This is a genomic window from Pseudomonas fluorescens (assembly GCF_000967965.1).
Classification (GTDB): domain Bacteria; phylum Pseudomonadota; class Gammaproteobacteria; order Pseudomonadales; family Pseudomonadaceae; genus Aquipseudomonas; species Aquipseudomonas grandcourensis.
The window spans coordinates 137,800-154,576 of the sequence record NZ_LACC01000016.1; the positions used below are offsets into that span (position 1 = coordinate 137,800).

At 52.4% G+C, this 16,777-nt stretch carries 18 protein-coding genes and 1 tRNA gene; 10 read left to right on the forward strand and 9 right to left on the reverse strand.

Annotation, left to right across the window (positions count from 1 at the left end):
• The first annotated feature begins 134 nt into the window (after window positions 1–134).
• From VC35_RS13995 to VC35_RS14025, 7 genes are all read left to right on the forward strand, one after another.
• Complete coding sequence (locus VC35_RS13995; protein ID WP_046040824.1) at window positions 135–806, forward strand: DsbA family protein; 672 nt, start codon at window positions 135–137, stop codon at window positions 804–806.
• Between the two features lie 261 nt (window positions 807–1,067).
• Window positions 1,068–2,354 carry an OprD family porin gene (locus VC35_RS14000; protein ID WP_046040826.1) on the forward strand — a complete coding sequence of 429 codons (1,287 nt, stop codon included), beginning with the start codon at window positions 1,068–1,070 and terminating at the stop codon, window positions 2,352–2,354.
• 244 nt (window positions 2,355–2,598) lie between these two features.
• Entirely contained in the window at window positions 2,599–2,916 is a 318-nt protein-coding gene (locus VC35_RS14005; RefSeq protein WP_046040827.1) for a hypothetical protein, read from the forward strand.
• Window positions 2,906–3,190 carry a helix-turn-helix domain-containing protein gene (locus VC35_RS14010; protein ID WP_008003166.1) on the forward strand — a complete coding sequence of 95 codons (285 nt, stop codon included), beginning with the start codon at window positions 2,906–2,908 and terminating at the stop codon, window positions 3,188–3,190. The genes VC35_RS14005 and VC35_RS14010 overlap by 11 nt, the downstream gene beginning before the upstream one ends.
• Window positions 3,191–3,405: 215 nt before the next feature.
• On the forward strand, window positions 3,406–3,627 hold the full coding sequence (locus tag VC35_RS14015; protein WP_008046542.1) for a tautomerase family protein: 222 nt from the start codon (window positions 3,406–3,408) through the stop codon (window positions 3,625–3,627).
• Window positions 3,624–4,280 carry a DsbA family oxidoreductase gene (locus VC35_RS14020; RefSeq protein WP_046040829.1) on the forward strand — a complete coding sequence of 219 codons (657 nt, stop codon included), beginning with the start codon at window positions 3,624–3,626 and terminating at the stop codon, window positions 4,278–4,280. The genes VC35_RS14015 and VC35_RS14020 overlap by 4 nt, the downstream gene beginning before the upstream one ends.
• Window positions 4,281–4,323: 43 nt before the next feature.
• A complete protein-coding gene (locus VC35_RS14025) occupies window positions 4,324–5,034 on the forward strand; it encodes an SDR family NAD(P)-dependent oxidoreductase (protein ID WP_046040831.1) in 711 nt (236 codons plus the stop codon).
• A gap of 101 nt (window positions 5,035–5,135) precedes the next feature.
• Here the strand turns inward: VC35_RS14025 and VC35_RS29520 are convergent, their stop codons facing one another.
• Window positions 5,136–5,762, reverse strand: coding sequence for a hypothetical protein (locus VC35_RS29520; RefSeq protein WP_185754784.1), 627 nt, complete (start codon window positions 5,760–5,762; stop codon window positions 5,136–5,138).
• 1,039 nt (window positions 5,763–6,801) lie between these two features.
• Between VC35_RS29520 and VC35_RS14030 the strand changes: the two genes are divergently transcribed.
• From VC35_RS14030 to VC35_RS28920, 3 genes are all read left to right on the forward strand, one after another.
• Window positions 6,802–7,647, forward strand: a complete 846-nt coding sequence (locus VC35_RS14030; protein WP_046040833.1) for a phosphoribosyltransferase-like protein — start codon at window positions 6,802–6,804, stop codon at window positions 7,645–7,647.
• Window positions 7,644–7,988, forward strand: coding sequence for a hypothetical protein (locus tag VC35_RS29525; RefSeq protein WP_185754785.1), 345 nt, complete (start codon window positions 7,644–7,646; stop codon window positions 7,986–7,988). Before VC35_RS14030 ends, VC35_RS29525 begins: the two co-directional genes overlap by 4 nt.
• Window positions 7,989–8,436: 448 nt before the next feature.
• On the forward strand, window positions 8,437–9,291 hold the full coding sequence (locus tag VC35_RS28920; RefSeq protein ID WP_223465571.1) for a reverse transcriptase family protein: 855 nt from the start codon (window positions 8,437–8,439) through the stop codon (window positions 9,289–9,291).
• A gap of 472 nt (window positions 9,292–9,763) precedes the next feature.
• Here the strand turns inward: VC35_RS28920 and VC35_RS14035 are convergent, their stop codons facing one another.
• The 8 genes from VC35_RS14035 to VC35_RS14065 all read right to left on the reverse strand — a co-directional run bounded on the left by VC35_RS14035 (window position 9,764) and on the right by VC35_RS14065 (window position 16,574).
• Window positions 9,764–10,321 (reverse strand): hypothetical protein, encoded by a 558-nt coding sequence (locus VC35_RS14035; RefSeq protein WP_038978440.1) that lies wholly within the window; start codon window positions 10,319–10,321, stop codon window positions 9,764–9,766.
• A 90-nt stretch (window positions 10,322–10,411) separates the two neighbouring features.
• Window positions 10,412–10,786, reverse strand: coding sequence for a hypothetical protein (locus VC35_RS29530; protein ID WP_038978441.1), 375 nt, complete (start codon window positions 10,784–10,786; stop codon window positions 10,412–10,414).
• Window positions 10,787–10,885: 99 nt separating this feature from the next.
• The gene (locus VC35_RS14040; RefSeq protein ID WP_046040834.1) at window positions 10,886–11,830 is read right to left on the reverse strand and encodes a hypothetical protein; all 945 of its coding nucleotides are present in this window, start codon (window positions 11,828–11,830) and stop codon (window positions 10,886–10,888) included.
• 115 nt (window positions 11,831–11,945) lie between these two features.
• Window positions 11,946–12,221: a hypothetical protein gene (locus tag VC35_RS14045; RefSeq protein WP_046040835.1), complete on the reverse strand. Its 276-nt coding sequence runs from the start codon at window positions 12,219–12,221 to the stop codon at window positions 11,946–11,948.
• Window positions 12,218–13,198, reverse strand: coding sequence for an integrase domain-containing protein (locus tag VC35_RS14050; RefSeq protein WP_046040837.1), 981 nt, complete (start codon window positions 13,196–13,198; stop codon window positions 12,218–12,220). Before VC35_RS14050 ends, VC35_RS14045 begins: the two co-directional genes overlap by 4 nt.
• Window positions 13,199–14,102: 904 nt before the next feature.
• The gene (locus VC35_RS14055; RefSeq protein WP_046040838.1) at window positions 14,103–15,431 is read right to left on the reverse strand and encodes a tyrosine-type recombinase/integrase; all 1,329 of its coding nucleotides are present in this window, start codon (window positions 15,429–15,431) and stop codon (window positions 14,103–14,105) included.
• Window positions 15,432–15,595: 164 nt separating this feature from the next.
• A tRNA-Thr gene (locus tag VC35_RS14060) sits at window positions 15,596–15,671 on the reverse strand.
• Window positions 15,672–15,749: 78 nt separating this feature from the next.
• Entirely contained in the window at window positions 15,750–16,574 is an 825-nt protein-coding gene (locus VC35_RS14065; protein ID WP_046040840.1) for an FkbM family methyltransferase, read from the reverse strand.
• Window positions 16,575–16,777 lie beyond the last annotated feature (203 nt).

A 16,777-nucleotide genomic window follows, 5' to 3' on the forward strand; every position in this document is an offset into this window, starting at 1 on the left:
CCCACAGGGTTTGAGACGCAACCATTCGACCGATTCAAGCAACAGACTGAAAGCCAATCCGGCGTTTTTCCGGGGTTGCTGCGGCACTAACCTGCCGACATCGAATTTTCCTGAATTTCTGTCGGAGCTCTCCCATGATCCTGCATTACATCTACGACCCCTTGTGCGGTTGGTGCTACGGCGCCAAACCGCTGCTGCAGGCCGCCCAGGCTGTGCTGCCCGTGATTGCCCACGGTGGCGGCATGATGACGGGGGCCAATCGGCAAAAGGTTTCGCCCCAACTGCGCAATTACGTCATGCCCCACGACCGGCGCATCGCCGAATACAGCGGGCAGCCGTTCGGTGAAACTTATTTCGAAGGTTTGCTGCGTGATCACACCGCCGTGTTCGACTCGGCGCCACCCATCGCTGCGGTACTGGCTGCCGAGCAAATGACCGGTCGCGGGCTGGAGTTACTGGGGCGTTTGCAAAGTGCTCACTACGTGGAGGGGCGCCGCATCGCCGACGAGTCAGTACTGTTTGAACTTGCCCACGGTATGGGGCTGGACCGCGAAGCCTTCGAAAAAGCCTTCAGGGCGGCCGACACCGAAGACCATATCAGGAACAGCCGGGCTCTATTGGCCAAGGTCGGCGGGCAGGGTTTTCCGACCCTGGCGCTTGAGCACGATGACCAATTCACCCTGATCGATATCGGGCCATGGCTGGGCAAACCCCAGGCATTTACGCAGTGGCTGAGTCAGTCGCTGCCCGATCAGGGATCATCCATTTCCGTAGCAGCCTGTGGCCTCGATGGCTGCACGGATTGAATATTCCTGCCGCGTAAAGCAATTTCTTAGACGGTTTTCGCCTGTTTTCAGACGATTCATGAAATTGACACATCGTTAAGGGCGCAGCTACGATTCGGCCCAACGCCTGTGGCCGACCGCCACGATCAAAAATTATAAAAAGGCCCGCCGCGATAAATCGTGGGCGGGCCTTTTTGTTTTCGTCATGAAAAAAGAGCGCGATAGCGCCGTTTCGGCCGTTCGACACAGCGCGTATCAACCGGAAATAAGGAAAAGAACAAAATGTTGAACAAGCGAATCAGCCTGATCGCTCTGGGGATGTGGAGTGCGACACAGGCCATGGCGAACGACCAGGCCGAATCCAAGGGTTTTGTTGAAGACAGCAGCCTCAAAGTGCTGCTGCGCAACGCCTACATGAACCGTGACTACAAAGACGGCAACCCGGATAAGTCCGAGTGGGGCCAGGCGGCCATCGGCACGTTCTCGTCCGGCTTTACCCAAGGCACCGTCGGTGTGGGTGTGGACGCTTTCGGGCTGTACGCACTGAATCTGGAGCGCAGCGAAGAGCGTAGCGGCGCGCAAGGCATCGATTTCTTCAAGAAGGGCGACAGTGGCCAGCCGGCGGACGATCTGTCCAAGGGCGGCGCAGCAATCAAGTTCCGCCTGTCCAGCACCACCCTGACCTACGGCGACCAGATGCCGGCCCTGCCGGTGCTGAACTACGACAACTCGCGCCTGCTGCCGGAAAGCTACACCGGCACCTTGATCACCTCCAAAGAGATCAAAGGCCTGCAACTGGACGCCGGGCGCTTCACCGCCGAATCGCGCAAAAGCGCCGAAGGCCGTGACAGCGGTGGCTTGAAATCGATCAACGTACTGGGCGGTAGCTACCAGTTCACCGAGCAATTCAAGGCCGCGCTGTACGCTTCCGACGTCGAAGACGTGCTGAAGAAGCAATACGTGAACGCCAACTACGTGTTCCCGATCGACAAGGATCAGTCCCTGACCCTGGACTTCAACGGCTACCGCACCAAGCTGGAAGACTCCTACGTCGGCGAAAACGGTATCACCGGCGACGACAACAAGATCTGGAGCCTGGCGGCCACCTTCATCACCGGCCCGCACTCGTTCACCCTCGCGCACCAGCGCAGCACGGGCGACAGCAACCTGGGCTACGCCTACGGCGGTTACCAGAAAGACCAGGGTCGCATCGGCGACGGTGGCAACACCATCTACCTGGCGAACTCCTACTGGTCCGACTTCAACGCCGAAGACGAACGCAGCTGGCAACTGGGCTACGGCCTGGACTTCAGCACCTTCGGTGTACCGGGCCTGAGCTACAACGTGGCCTATGTGCGCGGCGACAACATCACCACCTCCACCAGCGAAGGCGGCACCGAGCGCGAGATCTTCAACCAGATCAAATACGTCGTCCAAAGCGGCCCGGCCAAAGACCTCAGCGTGAAACTGCGCAGCTCGGTCCTGCGCGTGTCGCAGAAGTCGAGCGAGTACAACGTCAGCGGCAACGAAGTGCGTGTGTTTGTGGATTACCCGATCAATATCTTTTGATGATGGGTTGTGGTTTCGAGGCCTGATCACCGGCTGAGAAAAGAAAAGCCCCGACTGGTTCGGGGCTTTTTTGTGCTGTTGACTTGCTCATGTCGCCGAAACTCGATTTCGGTAACACGTCTTTCGAACGTGTTGTCCGCGGCGACATGTTCGGAAGACGTGTCGCAAAAAGTGGAAAATTGCGACACGTCTAGTACTTCAAATCGATTGCTCGAATATACGGCAATGCCGTATAGTTAGGTCCATGTTCACGATTATCGAAACCGAAATTTTCAAGCGTTATGCTGAATCCATCTGGGACGATGGCGAACGTCATGAATTCATTACCTGGCTGGCGGCTAATCCGTTGGCCGGCGACGTGGTTCCTGGCAGCGGCGGTCTACGCAAGGTCCGTTGGTCCCGTAGCGGGATGGGCAAACGAGGCGGTACCCGTGTCATTTACTACAACACGCTTTCTGAAGGCTCAATCTGGTTGTTAATCGCCTACACCAAGGCGAAGTTCGACAATTTACCCGCAGCCTTCCTCAAGCAACTGAAGGAGGAAATCAGCAATGGTCAATGAACTGGAGCAATTCCAGCAGGACTTGCTGGACTCTGTGCGTCAAATGAAAGCAGGCAAAGCCGCTCGTGTGACTGAGGTGCCGTTGTCTGCGGCAGCTGAAGCGCGGGCAAAAGTCGGTGTGTCTCAAAGTGCATTCGCCAAGCTGATTGGAGTCAGTTTGCGAACGTTGCAGGATTGGGAGCAGGGGCGGCGGCAACCGACGGGAGCGGCGCAGACACTATTGCGTGTGGCGAGTCAGCATCCTGAGGCATTGCGTGACCTTCAAGCGATTTAGCTAAGAAGGCAAACTCCCTTCTCAACACATCGCCGAGAGAAACTCGGCAGGTCTCTCGATGGGCGCCAGTACTTTGCATGCCTTTTCCTTTATTCATTACACCATGTAACGAATGAAGTTCCCGCCCCCACCTTTATCCCCTCCCACCAACCCCATACATTCATCTCCAACGCCTCTCCCATCATCCCGACGGGAAGGTCACTGGAGTTTCCCTCATGCCTTTCGTAACCGTACGCATCACCCGCGATGGCGTTACCACTGAGCAGAAAGCTCAGGTGATTGCCGAGATCACTGAAACACTGGAACGCGTGCTCAATAAACGCCCTGACCTGACCCACATCGTGATCGAGGAAGTCGACACCGATAACTGGGGTTACGCCGGCATCACCACCACCCAGTACCGCAAGCAGCTGGCCGAGGCGGAGGGGCAGTCATGACGTCCTCCGTCACCATCGATTTCATCTCCGATGTGGTGTGCCCCTGGTGCGCACTGGGGGCGACGGCGCTGGAGCAGGCGATCGAGAACGTGGCCGGGGAAGTCTCGGTCGAGCTGACCTACAAGCCGTTCGAGTTGAACCCGGACATGCCGGCCGAAGGTGAGCAAGCGGTCGAGCACTTGATGCGTAAGTACGGGAGAACGGCCGACGACGTCGCCGCCGGCAAGGCCATGCAAATCGCTCGCGGCGAGGCCATTGGCTTCAAGTTCGATCTGGAGAAGCGCACGCACTTCTACAACACCTTCGATGCGCACCGTTTGTTGCTGTGGGCGTTGCAGGAAGGGCGGCAAGTCGAGTTGAAGAAGGTGCTGCTACAGGCCTACTTCAGCGAAGGCCAGAACCCGAGTGATCACTCGACGCTGGTGCGCCTGGCGACTGAAGCGGGGCTGGATGCGACAGGGGCGAGAGAGGTGCTGGCGTCTGACGCATTCGCCAACGAAGTGCGTGAGCTTGAAAGCTATTACCGCCAGCACGGCATCAACTCGGTCCCGGCCATGGTGCTGAATGGTCGCCACCTGGTGTCCGGTTCGCAATCGGTCGGGTACTACGAACAAATGTTGCGGCAAATGGCGAACGCCCCGGCCGAAGCCTGATTACAGATTTCTACCCCACTTTTTATTGTCAGAGGTCTTCATCATGAGCATTTCGAAAAAAGTCATCGTAATCACCGGCGCATCCCAAGGTCTCGGCGACGGTATGGTCAAAGCCTTTCGTGAACTCGGTTACCGGATCGTCGCCACATCGCGCTCGATCAAACCATCCACCGATCCGGACATTCACACCGTGGCTGGTGACATCGGCGAACCGGAAACCGCCCAGCGCGTCATCCGTGAAGCGATGTCCCGTTTCGGTCGCATCGACACCCTGGTCAACAACGCCGGGATCTTCATCGCCAAGCCGTTCACCGCGTACACCGCAGAAGACTACGCCAATGTGTTGTCGGTGAACGTCAATGGCTTCTTCTACATCACCCAACTCGCCATCGCCGAGATGGAAAAGCAAGGCAGCGGCCACGTCGTCAACATCACCACCAGCCTGGTGGACCACGCCATCGACGGCGTGCCATCGGTGTTGGCTTCACTGACCAAGGGCGGCCTCAACGCGGCAACCAAATCCCTGGCCATCGAATACGCCAAGCGCGGGATCCGGGTGAACGCCGTCAGCCCGGGCATCATCAAGACCCCGATGCACGGCGAAGAAACCCACGCCGCACTGGGCAATCTGCACCCGGTCGGGCACATGGGCGAGATCGATGATATTGCACAAGCGGTCGTGTATCTGGACGGCGCCAAGTTCGTTACTGGCGAAATCCTGCACGTGGACGGTGGTCAGAGCGCGGGACACTGAACGCGATTTTTCAAAGCCCGGAAACAACGAAGCCCCTGCATTTCTGCAGGGGCTTCGTTTTGTATGGTGCGGCACCAGACGAACGGTAGATTTCGGCGGGACTAGGTTTTCTTACTTTTAGGTTCGTTCTTCATGAGTATTAGTGGGGTGTGCTTTTCTTGCATGTTAATTAGTGCTTCTCCGCGCATTATTTTAATAAAGCTTCGAAGAGTGTCAAAAGCAAAAAAGCCAAAGCATGGGGCAGTTACCAATGTAACCAACATGAATTTAGGCTCAAGATTTAATGGCTTTGCTAGTATCAAAGGTGAAACAGCCAGCAATGAGGCTAGAAAATATACTGTCAGGTATAATGTTTTCCGCCAGTTGCGTGACCATTTATCACTATACTTTTTTCGGAATTCAATTTTGTGATTTTGTTCACTAAGTACTACATATTTTCTGGCTAAGACATAGTCTTTAAGACTTTTGTCGGGGCTCGCAAGCGAGATTAAGTGAGCTATTTCCGATGCTTTTATTGATGATGTTCCTGCAACAGCATAATATCCACGCTCTATGGCTAGAGGATGTGGTTTTGGGGTTTGGTTAATATCCCAGAGGAACTCTTTGGCGAACCTATATTCATCTCTTAGTCTAAGCTTGCTTCCTGCGGAAAGCTCGTAGATTATTTTGGCTACCCCTAGTACGCCTATTACCGCAGTAAGGGTTTTTATAATTGTTTCTGCATCCATGATGACCGATTCCTGTGGTTCTATTTATCCTGGTGAATGTGATTTTTTTACTGTGGATCTGGATGAAACTAAGAGCTGGAATTGTGGACTTCCCACGCTCGGATGTTGTAGCGCATCCTGATATGTCTCAAAGACCTAGCGAAGGCCAAGTCATTGAGTTAAGCCTTTATAGAGGCGCAAACATTTAGTTAGAGATCTAACCACTATCTTCAAAACCATTGAGTGCAACCTTGCTCCAATTGCTGTTCTACGCTGAGGGCCGGTTTGTCGGATGGCCTCATGTAGCTTTCTCCAGGCAAAGAAAACCCGCACGATTTGAGCTTGTTGACTGGGTCAACCTAGGCTTGGCGGGTGTATTGGACGCATTTTAGGTTGCTGGAGGAGATCGTCAACGTCGCGCTGAAGTGAAATTGTAACCGGTCAGTCAGATTTGGCGCGGGGGATAAGACGGTATCGACTGGGGCTGTTTGTAGCTGTTGGATTTCTGGGATACCAGAAACAACAAAGCCCCCACATTTCTGTGGAGGCTTTGTTTTGTATGGTGCGGCACCAGACGAACGGTATGTTTCGGCGAGACTAGGTTTTTCGGGCGTCTGGAGTTCGCTGGAAAACTCGGCGTACCCCAACTAGTAACTATAAATAAATCAGCTAGTTATGGCGTTCGGTGGAATCGAACTCGGGATTTTTTAGATGTCAGCACGTTGTCCGTCTGCAAGTAATTCAGAGCCGCATACGGAATGGTAAACCTCCCGAATTCGAACGTTGTTGATCATCCCCTCCGTCGAGAATAGGTAGGAATCCGCCAAAAGCTGCCGTGGCGACAGGCAGCAGACGGCCAGAAGCTGCCATTCGCGAATGGCTCCCAGGGCTGAGAGAGGCTACACGGCACGCGTTCGTGCTCCGCTTGCATATCGCAGCGAAATAGACATTGAAGTCATTGGCCTTGATAGCACGCTGCCACCCGTCTATATTCCAGCAGCCGGCATGGAAACGTGCAAAATCTCGGCCTATAGGCTCGAAGCTCAACAGACACGACCCCATGGACACAAAAGAAAACTTCAATACCATATTAAATCTCATTGCTCGCCAGCCTTGGATTGGAGATAAAACTTCCGAGCTCAGCCATGTGCTATACGAGGAATGCAAATGCGCCAATTCCCGCGAGATGCTAATAAAAATCCTTGACAACTTCTCCTATCTATCAGCTCAAGAGTATAGCGAGAAATTAAACTCGTTAGCTGAAGAAGTTATGTCCGAAGCTGGTTACGAGGATAACGCTCAGATAGTAGCAATGGCAGCTGACTCTGGCCCAGACAGCTCGCAAGAGCTTTTATATAACTTAAAATATATTTTCACCAAAAGGGAGTGGCATAGCTTTTGCGGTGTGAATACGTTTGGCGGGGCTCTAAAAAACTTTAAACGCACTGGGCGTAAAAAAATCTATATTATTGATGACTTTGTTGGTTCAGGCCAGACCGTCATAGGGCGCTATAAAGAGCTAACAAGTGTTTTCACTAATGCAGGTGTGGCCGATTTTTCGATTGCTTTCAAAGTGTTAGTTTCAACTCTTCACGGTGTTGAGGCAGTTAGGGCGGCTGGAATCGAAATCTCTGCTCAACTCATAATTAAAAAGGCCATTGATGGATGTTTTCCGGAAGAGGTTGCGGCTCAATACCGATCCTTGATGGATGATTTAGAATCAGGTCTTTCCCAAGATTATGAAGGCATAAAGCTGCCAAAGCTTGGGTACAACGGCGCTCAGGCCGCTTACTGTCGAGAGGCTGCGAATACTCCGAATAGCGTATTTCCTATTTTTTGGTGGCCATTTTATATTGACAATCAAAAACGAAAAACCATGCTTCACAGAGCTATGAGGGATGCATGATTAAATACACTACGCCCAGCATGCTTCGTGCAGACTTTGTGATAATGAAAGTTTTGCAGGAGTCATTATCCGGCTTGCAACCATATACAATATTAAAACGCAGCAAGCTCTCTGGCGAAATATTCTTCAAGGTGTTCAGCGCTCTAGCTGCAAAGAAATTAATAGTTGAACACGACTCTCTTATTCACTTAAGTCCGGCAGGAAGAGAAGTATTTTTAGCAGGTTCCGGAAGGGTGCTATCAGGCCGAAAAAGCTGGCGACAAGTCCCTAGCGAAATGAAAGGTCGCAAAATTCGAGTTGACGACTTCTACGTGCCTAACATCTATCTACTAGATCAATGACCTAGGACATAATAGAATTTGTTTTTTTGTTTGAATTTCTGTATTCTCACCTTCGCCCACAGAGGCTAGTACGTTGGAGTGCAGTCGCTCCCTAGGTTAAGGTGTCCGATAACCGATATTGCAACCACTGGCGGTGAAGCATACCAGTGGCTGCAATGCTACAACGCTTCGCGTTTCCGCAAACCGCAAGGCGCACAAAAGCGGGCTTCGCCCACTTCCGCACGCCTCGCGGTTTAGAGCGCAAGTCTAGAAGGTAGCCATCTGTGGGCTTATTATGAAAATAATAAATGAATGGAAGCACTTTTTTTTAAGTCGCGGAATCCCTCAAAAGACAATAGATCAATACCTTGATCAAATAAAGTCACTTACAGCATCTAACTCTCCAATCATATTCGAGGTTGAGCACTTATCCCTGTTGCTTGGAATAGAGTATTTAACCATCCAGGCAATGATAAACGGAACCCCCAGATTTTATAGGGAGTTCACTATTAAAAAAAGAACTGGCGGTAATCGTACTATACATGCCCCCTACCCCAGTCTTCTTCAATGCCAGGATTGGATCTACCAAAATATCCTTCTCAACTGCGCCGTTCATGATAACGCGCACGGCTACATTCCTAAACGATCAATTTTCACTAACGCAAGCCCCCATCTTAACTGCAAAGTTTTGCTTAAGATGGATCTAAAAGACTTTTTCCCATCAATAGGAATTGGTTGGGTAATAAATCTTTTCTCAGGGCTTGGTTATTCGCACGGCGTGTCATACGCACTGGCGTCTTTATGTTGCAACAAGGGCTGCTTGGTTCAGGGCGCGTCTACAAGCCCCTACCTTACGAATATTCTGCTGCATGGGTTGGACGAACGACTGGCCAAATTAGCATCCAAGAGCAACTTGAAATATACCCGTTACGCTGATGATATGACCTTTTCAGGTGGCTACATCTCGAACAAACTGCCCGCACTTATAGAATCTATAGTGAGTGATTATGGGCTTGTAGTGAATGCTACAAAAACTAGATTAATGATAAACAAAAACAAAAAAATTGTTACAGGCCTGTCAGTTGCTGCTGACAAACTTAGAATTACTAGAGAGCTCCGGCGCTCCATAAAGCAGGCGGTGCACTATATCGAGCGATATGGCTTTCTCTCTCATGTGTCACAAGAAAAAATCAAAGACCCGTTTTACCTAGATTCTATTTTAGGAAAAGTTAATTTTTGGTTGCAAGCGGAACCTCATAGTTCCGATGCTAAGATTTGTCGCGACATATTACTACCCCATTTCGGTAAAAATTATCAGGCATAACTACTTCGTAGAAATGTCTATAGCCCACCTTTTGCACTCCACTAACTTTACAAGGTGCTAACGACCGCTATTGGCCGATTTCTGCCTGTCGCCACCCTCAGTTAGGTGGCTTGGGGCTGGCGACCAGTTAAACATTGAGAGTTAGATGGAGTGATGGTGTTAAATCCAGTCAGGGATACGGCTATCGCCCCCTAATGTTCAGAAAATATGATCCGGGTACATCGAGGTAACTGACCATGGCCGTTTTGATGTTCTGCCCCGGCAGTGACCACTTCAGCGAAGCCTCTGCGCTGATAGAGGCGTTGTCCATATGGTTATGCACCCCTGCCGAACAAGGTCACGGTCCGATCCAGCACTCAGTGTCAGGCGGCAAACCTTCGGTTTCAGAAATCCACCGACGGATGAGCAGCCGGCGCGACGAGTTGTTGTGATCGTCGAACAGACTCCGCTGTTCCGGCGAAGGCTCGACTTATTAGGCAGATTTCTGCACCCATACCAACAACCAGTAAATAGACCAATAAAGCAAAGTTGATGCTCCAACAAACATCAGCCCCCAAACTACAGCGAGCTGAAGTTTGCTTGGCTGAATGGCGGGAGTAATATTTATGTACTTTGCCGCCATTTCATCTGACTTGCAGTGAGAGTGAATTTGACTCCATAAGCTAGGAGGAAAATACAAGTAAGAAATACTTATCTGCTCGCCAGGAACTAGGGTGGGAATAACTATCTCGGCTGAGTTATCTTTGCCTCTGATGATTTCATGTGCAAGTTGAGGGTGAATTTGAAAAGCCGGCAAGAAGTAATGACCAATGCGTACATTGTGCGCAGTTCTCTTCCCTGCATTGCGCACGACAATGCTGTGAGTATTGACGTTCGTGTTTTTTTCATCATGTAGAGGTATTGCTGAGGAATGAACAAGATAGGTTATAAGTTTTGGCCTTGCCTCAAGGTAGCTCTTAACAATTAAGCCAACTATGGCTGTAAGAGCTGGCGCCAGCAGCTTGGCAAAGACATTAATATCAAATTCCATCTATTTTCCCTGGCTAACGCTTGGTAAAGGGGCGGGCTTTAGCCCGTCCCGAGTGAGAGAAGCGAACGGCCTTGAACCGTTTGTTAGGGATCATGAACCAATTACTGCTTTACATACAGGGCATGAGCGACTCTTTGTATTTACTCTGTTGGTTAGGCTCTTTTTGTTTTTTGAATCATAGCACGCGGAGCAGTATAGACCTTCTTCGCCTTCAAATTTATAGCAGCCCCATTTGATGGAGGGCTTCTGCTTGCTCTCTGGACTTGCGGCCTTTAAAGCTCGTAAATTTTCTGTTTGATTTGCAAGCTGGGTTTTTAGGTCTGCAATTTGAAGCTTCGCGTCAGCAAGCTCGTTCGATAGATCTGCTAGTAAATTTTTGAACTCCGCTTCCGACAGATTTTTAGATATGTCGCGAAGCCTGCTCACTATGGAGATGGAGTTGTTGATTGTTGATACGATATCCATGGAGTCTCCTTGGATTCCTAGTGATTAAGCTAAGGGGCGCGCGGAACGCGGTCCCAGTGAGTGAAGCGAACGACTTGAACCGTTTGTTATGCGTGCTTGCTAGCTGCTTAATTTCGGTATTATTTCGAAGGCGTACTCATGTTGAGAATTTATAATGCTGTCGAGGACTTCATAATTTCCGTTCTCTAACTTAACCACAGGAAGTTTCACTGAGATCATGCCACTTTTACTATTATGAGCCACTTCAAAAAGCCATGCCAATGCGCCATGTTGATCTTGCTCATAGGAGGCGACAGACATTGGGATCTCGGCATGCTCGGATTCCCATTCAAACTCGCAATCCAGACCAAGACGTACAAATTCGTCATCATAATAATAGTAAAGGGTATCTTCGCCAGCATTACTAAATGATGCCTTTCCCACGCCATCTTCGCTGGTCGCTGAGTTAAGTAAATCTTGCTTGTCTCTAACTGAAAGCCTGCATATATCCAATAATGAAATCATGTTTATTTTGTCTAGGGACCATATCTTGTCACCAAGCTCATGCTGTAGTGGCTTTAGCCCTAGCTTTGCAATTTGGCCTGGCCCAACATACGGCCTTATGCTGCGAATGTTTTTGATGTTTATATGATGATACAGGAAGATAAACTTTATAAAATCTAGTGGAATCCTTTCCGGCGATAGATCCTTTAATGTGACAAGAAATATTTTCGAGCCGGATTGTCCAGCTTTCTCCTTGATGCTGGAAGCAAAGTCTTTTCTAGAAACACATATAAGATGTTGAGCTCCAACATCTTCAATTTTTCCTAGCCAGCCACGGAAGGTATTGATGTCGACTTTAGAGTTGCGATCTTGTACTTCTACAATTGTAAGTGTCTCTCTGGGAGGCGATCCATTTCTTATCACAATGTCACACTGAGCAGTGTGGCCTTGCGTTGAAGTCAACACCGGAAGAAATACGTTTTGTTCTATTCGTGCTGTAGGTGAGATAGAGCGCTCAATTATCTCTACAATCTTTTCAAGGTCATCACCTGGCTTGCTCATTCTTGCTTCTCAAAAGATTATCTGTGGGCAGTAAAGATTCAGCGCAACAGGTCGACGCTACCGATTTGCCACTAGTTTGTCCACAGGCTGCTTTTGGCCGTTTTCTGACCTTCGTTTAGAGGTTGAACTGCCAGGATTTTCCTAAGCGATGAGTGAGTAATTGCATGGTCAGCAAATAGTAATAGCGCGTCGATTGAGTGTGCTGGTTTAGGTGGTGATTCAAAAACCACGCAAGGTGTTTTCTCTGCCAAGTCCATGGATTGTCGCGTTGCCAGCGCTCAGCGATCGCTGTTTGGATGGCCTTCGCCTGACGCAGGTGGCGTTGGCGCGTGGTATGCGACCCGGTCAGGACACCCGTCAGGAACAGATCCATATCGAATACCGTGCTCATGCGCGACCACCAATGTAAGCGGCCACCACGACGATACGGTTGTGCCCCAGCTCATAGCTGATTTGTACTCGGGCTTCCTGATCGAGACGTCGGTCGAGTTGATAGCAATGGCCACCGTTGATGGGGGCGGGATGGTGGGTGATTTGCTCATAGCGTTCGCACGCATAGGCTGCCCGCAATTCGTGGAAGCCTTTGAGGTTGTACTGATGGAGGATGTCCCGTGCAGGACGAACGATTCCCCGTTGGAAATCGAGGTAGGTTTCGTTCGGTGCAAGTAGGTTGCGGCTACCGTCGGGTGAGACCTGTTCGGCGAATCTCAGCGCCTCGCGAATATGATCATCCGCCCTGATCCAGCGAGGTGCCGAGGCACCTGAGCGGCCCCCCTTGGTGCCATCCTGGATGTTGATCTTGCCGTATTGTTCGGCCTCACGTTTTAAGCGCGGAAGGTCGGCCAAAATGGCCTCACGTAAGCGCATGCCGGTGGCTCGCGCTAATTGAGCGATGGCCGCGGCACGCGGCTGCTGGTGTGCGCAAAGCACCTCTACGACCCTCTTCACATGTTCGCGGTCTTGGCCTTGCGGCACCGAACGACGAACACTGGTGCGCCGCATTCCTAGCGCCTTGCTCGGACTCGGTACTTTCACATATTGATCACCGCGAAGCGCTGCCAGGGTCCGATTGACGCTGGACAATCGGTTTTGCGCAGTGGCGATGGTGAGATCGCTGCGCTCAACCAGGTGACGCAGATGCTCCGCGTAATCCAGCAAGGTCTGCCGATCAATCTGCCGTGCGTCATTAATTCCCGGGCCATCCTCCGACCGACACCAGCGTACAAACGCCAGCCAACGATCACTGTGTGCTTTGACCGTCCCGTAATGCCCGCCGCCAAACAGATCACGTAGCGCCTGTGGCCCGGCATAACTCAGTTGCCGGCCATAGCCAAAATTGCGCCCGTCACGTTTACCTACCAGTGCCATGATCAAATTCCTGTCGAAGCCAAATCTTTGAAGCTTTCCCCACGTCATCCCGCCAAGAATGTTGAGTGTTATCAGGGATCAAGGCCCCTGCGACCTGTGAGGGTTGTCCACTAACGCGGGACTGGCGGCTCTTTACGACCGGGAGCTTGGGCATCTCATGATCTGGCCTCCTGAGCACTTCCGAAGAAGTGGGCGGGTGGAGGCTGCGCTGGCTGACGAGACCAGCGCCGCGAGATCCTGAGTCGGGTGAAGGCAGTGAAGCGATGACCGGGGCATGCCTGACTGTCAGTCAGGTACAGTCCATTCCTTGGGCTGCGGCACCATTATCTGCATTGCTGTTGCTGGTGACTTCGGTGTTTGTCACGCCGATTGTCACGAGGGGAATGCCGCAAAGCCTTGTACGAGTTGGGCTGCAGCAGCGGTAGGAGCGCCCGTCTCTTTCCAGAAGAAAGAGACGGGCGCAGGTTGGCGCAGTGAAATGGCCACGCGGATAGGTTGCTGCAGGGCAGCTGGGTAGGGGGATGTATTTGCCGCAATGGCAATGATCTGAAGTAGGCATCCATCACTCGGTGAGTGACTGTGCGAGCCGCCGGACGCTAATCGCACTTTGGGAGAACCACCACGGTGTGGCGTAGCCTCAAAGGTTCTGGCTACCTGGGTTGCTGTCGACGACAGCGCTTTGCCCGATCTTTTCTACGCCTGTGGATAATTCGGGTCAAGGCTCGAATTTTCGGGGATTCTGCGGCTGTGGATGAAATTATCCACCAGTGGAAATCAGTAGTTTTCCACAGACAGTTTGCATGGGTTTTAGATTTTTTAAATGAGGTCCATCCAAGCAGGGCGGCTTTGCAGCCCCGCTTGGATGGACCCGCGTGGAAGGGCGGACGGCGGTGATCTCAAAGGCTTACCCACGTTTGGATGCGCCACGGCTATTTTGTAGGGCGGTGATGTTGTTGCCGACTGGGTGAGCGAATTCGTGGGGCGTCACATGACCATGGCGGTTGGCGTCGATGTAGTTGCTCCACCACGCCATGATCAGCCGGCGCTGCTCCAGAAATTCAGCTTTGTGGATATACGCGGCGCGCACGCGGTTGCGTTCCTTGTGACTCATTTGCCGTTCGATGGCTGCGTCGGTCCATAACCCGGACTCAAGCAGGGCGCTACAGGCCATGGTCCTGAAGCCGTGGCCGCACACCTCCTTGCTGGTGTCATAGCCGACGTTGCGGAGCATGGTGTTCACCGTGTTCTCGGACATGGGCTTCCAGTACTTGTGGTCTCCCGGTAGCACTAACTCTGAAAAACGACTGAGGCTGCGCAGGCGCTCCAGTATTTCGATGACCTGCGGCGATAACGGAACCATTTGAATGTCGCCGTTCATCTTGGTCCCGCGTGTGGAGTTGCGTACCCCTTCAATCGGTGCGCGTGTATCGGGGATTTCCCACATGGCGCGTTGGAGGTCGAACTCACTCCATCGAGCGAAACGCAGTTCGCTGGAGCGGACAAATACATGCAACGTCAACAGGACGGCAAGGCGCGTCAGTTCGCGGCCGTTGTAGTTGTCGATACGGTGTAGCAGTTCGGGTAGGCGGTTGAGGGAGAGGGCCGGGCGATGGACTGTGCGCGGCGCGTGAATCGAGCCTGCCAGATCCAGTGCAGGATTCATGGTGATCTGCCGGGCTCTTTTGGCCCCGCGCATGATGGTGGATAAGTAGTTCTGTACCCTTAACGCCACATCCATGGTGCCGCGTTCCTTGATGCGCTGGGTGATTTCTAGCAGGTCATGGGTATCGAGTTCAGCGATGGGGCGTTGGCCGATCAGCGGGAAGACGTGGGTGCGCAGTCGGCTCATTACGGTTTTTGCGTGGCCTTCGGTCCAGCGGCGGGACATATCAGCGTGCCACTCTAGGGCAACGGTTTCGAAAAGCAGTGCCGCCCGCTGGGCTACGATCTTGGCCTTCTTCTTTTCTTCCATTGGGTCGAGGTTGTCGAGCAGTAATGCCTTGGCTTCGTCTCGCTTACGCCGTGCGACTGAAAGGGTAACTATGGGGTAATTGCCGATGATGAGCGTACCTTCCTTGCCGTTGGGCTTGGTGTACTTCAAGCGCCAGGTCTTCACGCCATTGGGTTTGACGAAAAGGTACATGCCGCCGCCGTCGAACAGTTTGTAGGCGCGTTCGCGGGTTTTGGCCGTGCGGCATTGCAGGTCGCTGAGGGGGATCGCTAGACGTGGCATAGGGGTACGCGCTCCTGACCGGGAAATCGCAGTACCCCTAACATACCCTTGGGGAAGGGGGATTTTGTTGGATCCCGACAGAGGGTCCTGGAACGAAAAAACCCGCCAAAGGGCGGGTTTTCGGGGCTTCCAGAGCATTCAGTGGAATGCAATGGAGCCTAATGTGGTGCCGGCACCAGGAATCGAACCCGGGACCTACTGATTACAAGTCAGTTGCTCTACCATCTGAGCTATACCGGCGTGTCAGGGCGACGATTATAGCGATTGGCTGGCTTCTGTAAACCCCTGAATTTTGACTATTTTTGTTCGGGCTTCAGGTCAGGTGCGCAGCAGGGTTTTCTTGAGTTTCTGAATGGCTTGCCAGGTTCGACTGTTTTGCATCGCGCGCAGCTGTGCTTCGGCCTGTTCGGCGCGTTGCAGGGCGGCGGCGAGTTGGTGTTCGGCGTCGCTGAAGGGGTGGCTGAAGTTGTGGCCTTTGCAGAATTGGAACTCGTCCAGGTTGCACGGCGGGATGTCGAAGGCGGGTTTGAGGTTCAGGAGTTCTTCGGCGAGGTAGTAGGTGTTGATGCCGTCGAACAGGATGGAGTGGTAGCCGGCGTCGGTGACGAGGGTTTCCCAGGCCTGGTCGCGGGCCCAAGGGGTTTCGATGAGGATCACCCATGGCCGCCATTGGCTGAAGTCCATGCCGCGCAGGACGGTCTCTTCGTGGCCTTCGACGTCGATTTTCAGGAAGTGAATGGCGCGGCCCTGGGCGTGTTCTTCGCAGATGGAGGTCAGGGTGCGGGACTTGATCGTTTGACTGCGCACGTCCATGCCGGCGTCTTTGTGCAGTTTGGCCATGGCCGGCTCGAGGGTCGAGAGGCCGGTGCCGGCGATGCCGTAGAAGGTCAGGTCGTCAGCGCTTTCCCCGGCCGCGCACTGCAGGTTGGTGTCTTTGGGACGTTGCTGGCACAGGGCTTCGTAGTAGTTGGGCATCGGTTCGACGTTGATGCCGGTCCAGCCGTTGTCGTAGAACGCCCTGGTGACAGAGTCATGGGTGGGATCATTTGCCCCGACGTCGATGTAGAAGCCGTTCTCGACGGTTTTGAGGGCGCGCCACAGGCGTATGTCTTCGAAATTCTGTGCGTAGGAAATGAACGTCACTGGCGCATCCTGTCGGAGGAATGTTCTTGTTCGTGGCCGCGCTGCCGGCGCCCTTGCCTGTGTGTATATCAAGAGTGATGAAAGGGTGCAATTTCCCCTGTCTGCGGTCCGGGATTAGGCGTTTATGTCGTTTTGATTAAATGCTTATGCACATTGCAATTGGCGGCGCACTGGGTTTAGGCCGAATTTGTGGATCTGTTCTC